Here is a 10,879-nt window from a genome sequence, read left to right as displayed (position 1 = left end):
CCCCCGGCGCCACCTCCCCCCTCGCCGGCAAGACCGTGGTCGTCGACCCCGGGCACAACACCGGCAACTTCGACCACAGCCGCGAGATCAACCAGCAGGTGGACATCGGCACCGCCCGCAAGGAGTGCGACACCACCGGCACCACGACCCGCGCCGGATACAAGGAAGCCGAGTTCACCCTCGACGTGTCCCGCCGGCTGCGCACCATCCTCGAAGGCCGCGGCCTGAAGGTGGTGTTCACGCACGAGGCCGACCGCGCCTGGGGCCCCTGCATCACCGAGCGGGCCCGCATCGGCAACGAGGCGAACGCGGACGCCGTCGTCTCCGTCCACGCGGACGGCGTCTCCGAGGGCAGCCGCGGCTACCACGTCATCCTCCCCGCCAAGGTGAAGGGCGGCGCCGCGGACACCGCCGCGATCGTGGGCCCGTCCCGGGCGCTCGGCGAGCGGATCGCGGCGAACTTCGCCCGCGCCACCGGCTCCGGCCCCGCCAACTACCTCGGAGGGGGCACGGGACTGGTCGTCCGCGACGACCTGGGCGGCCTCAATCTCTCGACCCGGCCCAAGGTGTTCGTCGAATGCGGCAACATGCGTGACAGCAAGGACGCGGCGCTGCTGACGAGTCCGCAGTGGCGGCAGAAGGCCGCGCAGGGCATCGCGGACGGGATCGTCGGCTTCCTCGGCGGGTAGTCCTGACGAGGGGGGCGGCCTGCCGCCCCGGTCCTCTCGGCCGCGGGAAACCTCCGTACCATGGTCCAGCCCGCCCCCTGCTCCTGGTTGCACGACCGCACCACGAGACGACCGAGACCGAGAAGGACACCTAAGACGTGAACATCCGCTCCCTCACTCGAGGCGACGGCGTGGTGATCGGAGCAGCGGTGCTGCTGTTCATCGCCTCGTTCCTCGATTTCTACTCCGCGACCGGCCTGGACCTGCCGAGCGTGTGGGACACCGACGTCTACCGGCTGGCGCTGCCGTCCGTCTTCCTGCTGGGCTTCATCGCCGCCGGCCTGATCGTCGCCGGCCGCTTCCTGCCGGCGGGCCGCCAGCTCGCCGGCCTGCCGCTGCCGGCGTGGGGGACGGTCCTCGCGGTCTCCGCCGCCTGGTCCTCGCTGTGGTCGCTCATCACCAGCCCGAGCGGCGCCGACCTGGGCGCGGGCTGCATCATCGCCTTCCTCGCCACCCTCGTCCTGGCCGGCACCGCCCTCTTCGGCCAGAAGGTCCCGGCGCTCGCCGGCCCGCTGCTCCCGGAGGCCCGCCCGGCCGCGCCGGCGCCGTACGGCGGCCAGCCGCAGCCGGGCACGGGGTACGGCTACCCGGGCGGCCAGCAGCCCCCCGGCTACGGCGCGACCCCGCAGCCCGCACCGCCGTACGGCGGCACCCCGGGCCCGCAGGACGCGGCGCCCGCCCCGGCGGCGGACTTCTCGCCGTTCTGGTTCGCCGTGCCGGTGGCCCGCCCCCTGTACGCGGAGGACGGCTCGCCGTCGCCGATCGCCGAACTCGCCCCCGGCACCTGGTACCTGGCGGTGGACCAGCGCGGCCCGTCCACGCTGATCGCCCAGACGCAGGACGGACGCCGCGGCGTCCTGAACGACACCTCCGGCATCCAGCGCGGCTGACGCGCAGCAGCCGGTTCCGACGGCCCTCCGCCCTTCCGGGCGGGGGGCCGTTGTCCTACAGTCGCCCCGTTCACTGACGAATCGTCAGGAACGGTCGGCGGAAGGGACCGCTCATGCGCCTCGGACTCGCACTCGGCTACTGGGGCCGCGGCCCCGACCCCGCCCACCTCGCCCTCGCCACCGAGGCCGAACGCCTCGGCTACTGGTCGGTCTGGACCGCCGAGGCCTGGGGCTCGGACGCCTTCACCCCGCTCACCTGGATCGCCGCGCACACCTCCCGCATCCTCCTCGGCACCGCCGTCGCGCAGATGGCCGCCCGCACCCCGACCGCCACCGCCATGCACGCCCTCACCCTGGACCACCTCTCCGGCGGCCGCATGATGCTGGGCCTCGGCCTGTCCGGACCGCAGGTCGTCGAAGGCTGGTACGGGCGCCCGTTCCCGGCGAGCCCGCTGACGGCCACCCGCGAGTACGTCGACGTCGTCCGCCAGGTCCTGCGCCGCGAGGCGCCCGTCACCCTGGAAGGCCGCTTCCACAGCCACCCCTACCTCGGCCCCGACGCGACCGGCCTCGGCCGGCCCCTGCGGCCGATCACCCACCCCCTCCGCGCCGACCTGCCGCTGCTGCTGGGCGCGGAGGGCCCGCGCAACGTCGCCCAGACCGTCCGCATCTCCGACGGCTGGCTGCCGCTGTACTGGTCGCCGCTGCGGACGGGCGTCTTCCGGGAGGCCCTCGCCGACCTGCCCGAGGGCTTCCTGATCGCCCCGATGGCCCGGGCCCGCGTCTGCGACGACGTCACCGAGGGCCTGCTGCCCGTCAAGGCCATGCTCGGCTTCTACATCGGCGGCATGGGCCACGCCGCCCGCAACTTCCACGCCGACCTGATGGCCCGCATGGGCTTCGCGGAGGAAGCCCGCCGTGTCCAGGAGCTGTTCCTCGCCGGGCGCAGGAAGGAGGCGGTGCTCGCCGTGCCGGACGCGTTCGCCGACGAGATCAGCCTGGTCGGGCCGCGCGAGCGGATCGCCGAGCGGCTGGAGCTGTGGCGCGGCGGCCCGGTCACCGACCTGCTGGTCACGGCCCCGGACCCGCACACCCTGCGGGTCCTCGCGGACCTCAACACCTGACGCCGCGAGGGCCGCCCGGCCGGGAAGGGCCCCGGCAGGGCGGCCGCACCCGGCTATCCGCCGAGCTCGGACACGCTGGGCACCTGGTCCTTGACGGGGGCGCCGGCGCTCTTGCCGGCGTCCTTCACCCCGTTGATGACGTTCTGGAAGGAGCTGATGTCGGCTTCGGCGACGTCGCCCCTGCGCAGTTTCGTCGCCATCTCCTTCAGGGATTCGATGCCCGCGGTCAGCGGGGCGAGCGCCTTCGACAGCAGCGGGTCGGCCTGGGCGTTGCCGACGGCCGCCTTCAGCCGGTTGTACGCGAACGCGCCCGCGAGGGCCGCCTTGATCAGGGTGAACGTGCGCCCGCTCGCACCCTTGCGGAACTTGCCCTGCTGGTACGGCTTGATGATCCATTGGTACGTGGCGCCGGCCGCGAGCCCCGCGTTCGCGACGAACCGCGTCTTGGCGAACCTCTGGCGCTCGGCCGAGGTGGTGGGCGAGGGCTCCACCTCCGGGAGCGCGGCCCGGGCCGCGGCGTGCACGGCCTGCGCCCGCAGGGCCTCGGCCTGCCCCGCCTGCCCGAGGACCCGGGCGGCCGCGATGCCGTCGGAGGCGGCCCCGCCGCCCTGGCCCCTCGCCCCGGCGGCCGCCGAGCCGCCGCACGCGGCGCCTCCGGCGACCAGCGCGCCCGACAGCGCGAGCGCCGTCAGGCCGCGGCTGAATCGGATGCTCCTGCGTATCGACACGGTTGCCTCCCGGTGGAGTGGGGTGTCCCCGGCAGCGTCACCCCGGGGCCCGCGCCCCGCCACTCGGGTCACCCGACCGGCCCACCCGGGTGGCGCGGGCGGCCTTCCGCCCGCACCCTCGCCCGCCGCGTCCGCCGGCGGGGAGGCCCGTCAGGGGAGGCCGTCAGGGGAGGCCCGTCAGGGGCGTCCGCAGCAGTCCGGCTCCAGCCCGGCGGGCAGCGACAGCCCCCCGAAGACGGCCGTCGTGGCCTCGTCGCCGCCCAGGGCGGCGGCCGCCAGCAGCAGCGAGCCAGCCGTCCACGTCGTCTGCTCCACCGGCCAGACCGCCTCGTCCTCGAAGACGTACCCGGTCCAGTACATGCCGTTCTCGGCACGCAGGTGCGTGATGGAGCGCAGGATCTCCAGGGCCCGGTCCGACTCGCCGACCGCCCACAGGGCGAGCGCCAGTTCGCAGGACTCGCCGCCGGTCACCCACGGGTTGGGCAGCACGCAGCGCACGCCCAGGCCGGGGACGACGAACTCGTCCCAGCGCTCCCCGATGCGCTCCTTGGCCGCCGCGCCCGTCACGGCCCCGCCGAGGACGGGGTAGTACCAGTCCATCGAGTAGCGGGACTTGTCCAGGAACCGCTCCGGATGGCTGCGTATCGCGTGCCCGAGCGCGCCGGCCGCGAGCTCCCAGTCCGGCTGCGGGTCCTCGCGGTGCTCGGCGATCGCCAGCGCGCACCGCAGCGCCTGGTGGATCGAGGACGAGCCGGTCAGCAGCGCGTCCGCGACGGGCGTGCCGTCGGCCTCGCGCTTCCAGCCGATCTCGCCGCCCGGCTGCTGGAGGTCGAGGACGAACTCGACGGCCGCGTACACGACGGGCCACATGAGCTCAAGGAACCGGTCGTCGCCGGTGGCCAGGTAGTGGTGCCACACCCCGACCGCCACGTACGCGGTGAAGTTGGTCTCCCGGCCTGCGTCCTGCGGGCTCGCGGTGTCGACGCCGTCCGGCCGGTCGGCGTACGCCGCGTACCAGGAGCCGTCGGTGTTCTGGTGCCGGGCCAGCCACCGGTAGGCGCGCTCGGCGGCGGCGTGCTCGCCGGCCGCGTCGAGCGCCATGGCGGCCTCGGTGTGGTCCCACGGGTCGAGGTGGTGGCCGCGGAACCAGGGGATCGCGCCGTCGGGGCGCTGCACGGCGAGGATCCCGGCGACGGTCGCCGCCGCCTGGTCCGCCGTCAGCACCCCGTCCAGGGCGAGGCGTTCGGTGCGCCCGGTGGAGCTCACTGGGCGGCGCCGACGGGGAGGTGCGGCTTCGTCGCGTACACGACGAAGCTCTTGCCGATGACGGGGTTGAGGGCCTGCTCGGCGAGGCGCGTCGCGAGCGGCTTCTTCATGATGTCCCAGACCAGCAGCTTGTGGTACGCGCGGACGGGCAGGGCCTTGTCGTTGTCGACGCCGAAGGCGCACTTGAGCCACCAGTACGGGGAGTGCAGGCCGTGGGCGTGGTGGGTGCCGTACGGCTTGAGGCCGGCGGCCCGCATCTTGCCGAGCAGCTCGTCGGCCTTGTAGATGCGGATGTGGCCGCCCTCGACCTCGTGGTAGGCGTCGCTGAGCGCCCAGCAGACCTTCTCCGGGCCGTAGCGGGGGACGGTGACGGCGATGCGCCCGCCGGGCTTGAGGACGCGGACCATCTCGGCGAGGACGCCCTTGTCGTCGGGGATGTGCTCCATCACCTCGGAGATGATGACGACGTCGAAGGAGTCGTCGGGGAAGGGCAGCGCGAGGGCGTCGCCCTCCATCGCGGTGGCGGTGGCGCCGGCCGGGGCCTCGCCTGCCTCCTTCATGGCGGCGAACCACTTGGCGACCTCGCGGATCTCCTCGCCGTTGCGGTCGACGGCGACGACCTGCGCGCCGCGCCGGTAGCACTCGAAGGCGTGCCGGCCTGCGCCGCAGCCCAGATCGAGCACGCGGTCGCCTGCGGCGAGCGGGAACCGGGAGAAATCGACGGTCAGCACGGGGTCCTGCCTTCGCGGTCGCGGGGGTGGGGGAACATTCAGCGGGTGCGGCGGGCTTGCGCGATCGCGGCCCGGTAGTGGGCGGCGGTGCCTTCGGCCGCCCTGGCCCAGGTGAACCGGGCGAGGACCCGCTCGCGGCCGGCGGCGCCGAGCCGGGCCCGCAGCTGCGGGTCGCCGAGGAGCCGGCCGAGCGCGGCGGCCAGGGCCCCGGCGTCGCCGGGCGGCACCGCGAGGCAGGTCTCGCCGTCGGGTCCGGCGACCTCGGGGATCGCACCGCCGGTGGTGGCGACCAGCGGGGTGCCGGTGGCCATGGCCTCGGCGGCGGGCAGCGAGAACCCCTCGTAGAGGGAGGGCACGCAGGCGACCTGGGCGCTGCGCACGAGGTCGACGAGTTCGGCGTCCGTCACGCCCTTGACGAAGCGGACGGCGTCCTGGAGGCCGTACGTCTCGATGGCGCGGGCGACGGGCCCCTCCTCGGCGCGCTTGCCGACGACGACGAGGTGCGCGGCGGGCTGCTCGGTGCGCAGCTTGGCGAGGGCCTCGACGAGGAACACCAGGCCCTTGAGGGGCACGTCGGCGCTGGAGGTGGTGACGATCCGGCCGGGCACCTCGGCGACCGCCGGGTCGGGCGACCACAGGTCGGTGTCGGCGCCGATGTGGACGACGTGGATGCGCTCGCCGCGCACGCCGAGGTGCTCGGCGATCTCCTGCTTGGAGGAGCCGGAGACGGTCAGCACGGAGGGGAGGCGGCGGGCGACGCGGGCCTGCATGCGCGTGAAGGCGTACCAGCGGCGGACGGAGGCGCGCCGCTTGCGGTCGGGGGCGGCGTCGAGCTCCAGCTGCCGGTCGACGGTGATCGGGTGGTGGATCGTGGTGACCAGGGGGGCGCCGAGGTCGCCGAGGAGTCCGTAGCCGAGGGTCTGGTTGTCGTGGATGACGTCGAACTCGCCCGCGCGGGACGCGAGGTGGCGGCGGGCGCGCAGGGAGAAGGTCAGCGGCTCGGGGAAGCCGCCGGTCCACATGGTGGCGACCTCCAGCGCGTCGATCCAGTCGCGGAACTCCTCGCGCCGCGGGGTGCGGAAGGGGTCGGGCTGGCGGTAGAGGTCGAGGCTGGGCAGCTCGGTCAGCGAGGCGCCCTCGTCGAGGACCGGATAGGGCTGCGCGCCGATCACCTCGACGGAGTGGCCGAGCCGGACGAGTTCCCGCGAAAGGTGCCGCACGTAGACGCCCTGGCCCCCGCAGAACGGGTTCCCCTTGTAGGTCAGGAGTGCGATGCGCAACGGCCGGTCACCGTCCGTCACAGACCCTGCGAAAGGGCTCGTCACCACGGCCTCAGCGGTCACTCTCGGCCCCTTTCTGGCTGCAACTTTCGCCGGAGCGTAACCGCTCGGATAATGTAGAACAAGTTTCAGAGTTGATCCGTCGCGGACCATTGAATCTACCGGCCGGAAACCCCACCGTAAGAGGCGGAGCAGGTGATTCGCGCCACCACGCGGCGCCTGCCATGCTGGGCCCGCACCAGCCCGGAAACGGCCCCGCACCTGCGGGGCGCTCTCCCAGCCAGCGGCACACCACGGAACGGGGCACATGACAGCGGAAGCGAAGGCCGTCACCACACCGGCGTCCCCTCCCCTGACCGAGCGCCAGGAGGCGCGCCGCCGCCGCATCCTCAACGCCAGCGCCCAACTGGCGGGGCGGGGCGGCTTCGACGCCGTCCAGATGCGCGAGGTCGCGGAGGCCGCGGGGGTCGCCCTCGGCACCCTCTACCGCTACTTCCCCTCCAAGGTGCACCTGCTCGTCGCGACGATGCAGGACCAGCTCCAGCACATGCACGCCACGCTCCGCAAGCGCCCGCCGGCCGCGGAGGACCCGGCGGCCCGGGTCGCCGAGACCCTGATGCGCGCCTTCCGGGCCCTCCAGCGCGAGCCGCACCTCGCGGACGCGATGGTGCGCGCGCTGACGTTCGCGGACCGCAGCGTCAGCCCGGAGGTGGACACCGTCTCGCGCCTGACGACCGCGATCATCCTGGACGCGATGGGCCTGGACGCGCCGCCGACCGCGGAGCAGCTGTCGGCGGTCCGCGTCATCGAGCACACCTGGCACTCCGCGCTGATCACGTGGCTGTCGGGGCGGGCGTCGATCGCCCAGGTGAAGATCGACATCGAGACGGTCTGCCGGCTGATCGAACTGACGGCCCCGCCGGAAAAGGCCTGAACCCGCCGTCGCCGCGGGGCGGAGGGAAACCGGGCCGGCGCGCCGCCGGCGGCTTGCCGCCCCGGCCCGCCCGCCACGGCCGTTCCACCCCGGCACGCCCGGCCCTCTCGCCCGGCCCGCCCCGGGCGTCTCACTCCTCGGGCGGGAACACCGCCTCCCCGCTCCCCGCGAGCGTGATCGAGATGGCCTCGACGGGGCAGCCCTCGGCCGCCCCCAGCACCGGCTCGCTCGCGTCGGACTCCTCCCGCCGCGGGTGCGACTGCCGCGCCGCGTCGAGGGCGAAGCCCTCGGGGGCCAGTGCCGCGCACATGCCGGAGCCGATGCACACCGTCCGGTCGACCTCCACCCGCCACCGGTCGCCCACGGCTCAGGCCCCCGCCCCGTACCCGGCCGGCAGGTGGACCATCTTGTGCTCCAGGTACTCGCCGAACCCCTCCGGCCCGAACTCCCGGCCCAGCCCGCTGTTCTTGTAGCCGCCGAACGGCCCGAGCACGTCCAGGCTGAAGGTGTTCACGTTGAAGGTGCCCGTCCGCACCCCGCGGGCGAAGTCGATGCCGCGCTCCACGTCCGCCGTCCACACGCTGCCGCTCAGCCCGAACTCGGAGTCGTCCGCGATCCGCAGCGCCTCCGCCTCGTCCCCGTACGGGATGAGGCAGACCACCGGGCCGAAGATCTCCTCCCGGGCGATCCGCATCGCGTTGTCCACCTCCCCGAAGAGGGTCGGCTCGACGTACCAGCCGCGCTCCTGGCCGGCGGGCCGGCCGCCGCCGGCCAGGATCTTCGCGCCCTCCTCCTGCCCGATCGCGATGTACTCCAGCGACCTGCGCCGCTGCCGCTCGGCGACGAGCGGGCCGACCTGCGTCGCGGGGTCGAGCGGGTCCCCGACGACCAGGGCCCCGGCGGCCGCGGCGAGCGCCTCGGCGATCTCGCCGTAGCGGCTGCGCGGCGCGAGGACGCGGGTCTGGGCCACGCACGCCTGCCCGTTGTTCATCCAGGCGGCGGGCACGATCCCGGAGACGGCCGCCTCCAGGTCGGCGTCGGGCAGGATCACGGCGGCGGACTTGCCGCCCAGTTCCAGGGTGACCCGGGTCAGGTTCCGCGCGGCGACCTCCATCACCCGGCGGCCGGCTGCCGCGGAGCCGGTGAAGGACACCTTGTCCACACCCGGGTGCCCCACCAGGTACTCGCTCACCTCCCGGTCGGCGGGCAGGACGGACAGCACGCCCTCCGGCAGCCCGGCCTCCCGGGCGATGCCGGCGAGGAGGCAGGAGTCCAGCGGCGACTCGGGGGACGGCTTCAGCACCACCGACGACCCCGTCAGCAGCGCGGGCGCCAGCTTCGCCGCGGCCACGAACTGGGGGACGTTCCACGGGATGACGGCCGCGACGACGCCCACGGGCTCCCGCCGCACCAGGATCGGCCCGAGCGCCCCCTGGCGGCGCTCCTCGAACGGGAAGGCGCGCGCCACCTGTATCGCGGCGTCGTAGACCATCATCGGGCCGAGCGCCTGGGCGAGGATGCTCCAGGAGTACGGGGAGCCGTTCTGGGAGCTGATCGTGCGGGCGATCTCCTCGTGGCGGACGGCGAAGGCGTCCTTGATCCGCGTCACGACGGCGATCCGCTCCTCCAGCGGCATCCGCGGCCAGGGGCCCTCGTCGAAGGCCCGGCGGGCGGCGGCCACGGCGCGGTCCACGTCGCCCCGGGAGGCGTGCGGGACGCTGCCGATGACCTGCTCGGTGTGGGGGGAGACGACCTCGATCGTCCCGGCGCCCAGCGGATCCACCCATTCCCCGCCGATGAACAGCTGTCCGTGGTCCACGCGCTCGGTCATGGCTGATGCCTCCTGCGGCTTGGCGTTGCGGAACTGATACCAGTTCCAGTTCGAGGAGTCCACGGCTCCCGCACGGCCTCCGGTGAACCGGTACTGGCGATCCGCCCCGACACATGGTCGACTGGGGCTACCACTGCAACAGGTTCTCGCCATGGGCTCCGCCGGACGCAGACAGGACCCCTCATGCCACGGAACGCACCCCAGCAGCCTCCGCGGACCCCGCGGCCCGCGACGCCGCCGCCCTCTCCCGCGCCCGCCCCGCCGCGGGTCGCCGACCACGGCGGCGGCGTCCACTCCCTCGCGGTGCCCATCCCGGACAACCCGCTCGGCCACACCCTCGTCCACGTCCTCGACACCGGACGCGGCCCCGTCCTCGTCGACACCGGCTGGGACGACCCCGCCTCCTGGGACGCCCTCACCGCCGGACTCGGCGCCCTCGGCACCGACGTCGGCGACATCCACGGCGTCGTCGTCACCCACCACCACCCCGACCACCACGGCCTGTCCGGCCGGGTCCGCGAGGCCTCGGGCGCCTGGATCGCCATGCACCCCGCCGACACCGAGGTCGTCGTCCGCACCCGGTCCGCCCCGCCCGGCACCTGGTACGCGTACGTCCACGACAAGCTCGCCGCCGCCGGCGCCCCCGAGGAGCACCTCGCCCCGCTGCGCGCCGCCCGCCGCGACCCGCGCGGCGTCCCCGGCCTGCGGGCCGCCGTTCCCGACCGGGACATCGTCCCCGGCGAGCTGCTTCCGCTGGCCGGGCGCCGCCTGCGCGCCGTCTGGACCCCGGGCCACACGCCCGGGCACGTCTGCCTGCACCTGGAGGAGCGCCACCCGGCGGGCCTGCCCGGCAGCGGCCGCCTCTTCTCCGGCGACCACCTCCTGCCCGGCATCTCCCCCCACATCGGCCTCTACGAGGACCCCGAGGGCGCGGCGGGCGACCTCGACCCGCTGGGCGACTACCTCGACTCCCTCGAACGCGTCGCCCGCCTCGATCCCGCCGAGATCCTCCCCTCCCACCAGCACCCCTTCACCGGCGCCCCCGACCGCGTCCGCGCGCTGCTGTCCCACCACCGGGAGCGGCTGGCGGGGCTGCGGCGGCTGCTGGCGGCCCGGCCGCTGACCCCGTGGGCGCTCGCCGAGCGCATGGAGTGGAACCGGCCCTGGGCAGAGATCCCGTACGCCTCCCGCACCATCGCCGTCTCCGAGGCGGAGGCGCACCTGCGACGCCTGGTGAAGCAGGGCCGGGCGGAACCGGTCCCGGGCAGCGACCCCGTGGAGTACCGGGCCGTCTGACGGGCCGGCAGGCAGCGGACGCCGGCCGGGCCGTCTCCCCCGGATCCCGCCCCGCCCGCGCGGCCTGGCAC

11 protein-coding genes are annotated in these 10,879 nt (G+C 74.7%); 5 read left to right on the top strand and 6 right to left on the bottom strand.

Going from position 1 to position 10,879, the window contains the following annotated elements; all coding sequences use genetic code 11:
• The 3 genes from EF903_RS20350 to EF903_RS20340 form a co-directional block, all read left to right on the top strand.
• The coding region (locus tag EF903_RS20350) for an N-acetylmuramoyl-L-alanine amidase (protein WP_148142547.1) at positions 1-689 on the top strand (689 nt) is incomplete at its 5' end.
• A 137-nt stretch (positions 690-826) separates the two neighbouring features.
• The gene (locus EF903_RS20345; protein ID WP_125545207.1) at positions 827-1,618 is read left to right on the top strand and encodes a DUF5336 domain-containing protein; all 792 of its coding nucleotides are present in this window, start codon (positions 827-829) and stop codon (positions 1,616-1,618) included.
• Positions 1,619-1,731: 113 nt separating this feature from the next.
• A complete protein-coding gene (locus tag EF903_RS20340) occupies positions 1,732-2,742 on the top strand; it encodes an LLM class F420-dependent oxidoreductase (protein ID WP_125545205.1) in 1,011 nt (336 codons plus the stop codon).
• 53 nt (positions 2,743-2,795) lie between these two features.
• Here the strand turns inward: EF903_RS20340 and EF903_RS20335 are convergent, their stop codons facing one another.
• The 4 genes from EF903_RS20335 to EF903_RS20320 form a co-directional block, all read right to left on the bottom strand.
• Positions 2,796-3,464: a hypothetical protein gene (locus EF903_RS20335; protein WP_260615659.1), complete on the bottom strand. Its 669-nt coding sequence runs from the start codon at positions 3,462-3,464 to the stop codon at positions 2,796-2,798.
• A 183-nt stretch (positions 3,465-3,647) separates the two neighbouring features.
• Entirely contained in the window at positions 3,648-4,736 is a 1,089-nt protein-coding gene (locus EF903_RS20330; RefSeq protein ID WP_125545203.1) for a prenyltransferase, read from the bottom strand.
• Positions 4,733-5,467, bottom strand: a complete 735-nt coding sequence (locus tag EF903_RS20325; protein ID WP_125545201.1) for a class I SAM-dependent methyltransferase — start codon at positions 5,465-5,467, stop codon at positions 4,733-4,735. Before EF903_RS20325 ends, EF903_RS20330 begins: the two co-directional genes overlap by 4 nt.
• A 38-nt stretch (positions 5,468-5,505) precedes the next feature.
• Positions 5,506-6,810: a glycosyltransferase family 4 protein gene (locus tag EF903_RS20320; RefSeq protein WP_125545199.1), complete on the bottom strand. Its 1,305-nt coding sequence runs from the start codon at positions 6,808-6,810 to the stop codon at positions 5,506-5,508.
• A gap of 244 nt (positions 6,811-7,054) precedes the next feature.
• On the opposite strand from EF903_RS20320, the gene EF903_RS20315 reads away from it, so the two are divergent.
• Positions 7,055-7,681, top strand: coding sequence for a TetR family transcriptional regulator (locus EF903_RS20315; protein WP_125545197.1), 627 nt, complete (start codon positions 7,055-7,057; stop codon positions 7,679-7,681).
• A gap of 130 nt (positions 7,682-7,811) precedes the next feature.
• Here the strand turns inward: EF903_RS20315 and EF903_RS20310 are convergent, their stop codons facing one another.
• Together EF903_RS20310 and EF903_RS20305 are read right to left on the bottom strand one after the other, a co-directional pair.
• Positions 7,812-8,045, bottom strand: a complete 234-nt coding sequence (locus tag EF903_RS20310; RefSeq protein WP_125545195.1) for a ferredoxin — start codon at positions 8,043-8,045, stop codon at positions 7,812-7,814.
• 3 nt (positions 8,046-8,048) lie between these two features.
• A complete protein-coding gene (locus tag EF903_RS20305; RefSeq protein ID WP_125545193.1) occupies positions 8,049-9,512 on the bottom strand; it encodes an aldehyde dehydrogenase in 1,464 nt (487 codons plus the stop codon).
• A gap of 183 nt (positions 9,513-9,695) precedes the next feature.
• Between EF903_RS20305 and EF903_RS20300 the strand changes: the two genes are divergently transcribed.
• On the top strand, positions 9,696-10,808 hold the full coding sequence (locus EF903_RS20300; RefSeq protein ID WP_125545191.1) for an MBL fold metallo-hydrolase: 1,113 nt from the start codon (positions 9,696-9,698) through the stop codon (positions 10,806-10,808).
• Positions 10,809-10,879 lie beyond the last annotated feature (71 nt).

The organism is Streptomyces sp. WAC05292, assembly GCF_003949955.1.
Taxonomy (GTDB): Bacteria; Actinomycetota; Actinomycetes; order Streptomycetales; family Streptomycetaceae; genus Streptomyces; species Streptomyces globosus.
The sequence above is the reverse complement of the archived record's forward strand: the minus strand, read 5'-3'. Positions and strand labels throughout refer to the sequence as shown.

What these genes read in the sequence shown, in the direction of transcription:
- EF903_RS20340 (WP_125545205.1), top strand. Translation starts at nt 1,732, where the DNA reads ATGCGCCTCGGACTCGCACTCGGCTACTGGGGCCGCGGCCCCGACCCC.
- EF903_RS20315 (WP_125545197.1), top strand. Translation starts at nt 7,055, where the DNA reads ATGACAGCGGAAGCGAAGGCCGTCACCACACCGGCGTCCCCTCCCCTG.
- EF903_RS20305 (WP_125545193.1), bottom strand. Translation starts at nt 9,512, where the DNA reads ATGACCGAGCGCGTGGACCACGGACAGCTGTTCATCGGCGGGGAATGG.
- EF903_RS20300 (WP_125545191.1), top strand. Translation starts at nt 9,696, where the DNA reads ATGCCACGGAACGCACCCCAGCAGCCTCCGCGGACCCCGCGGCCCGCG.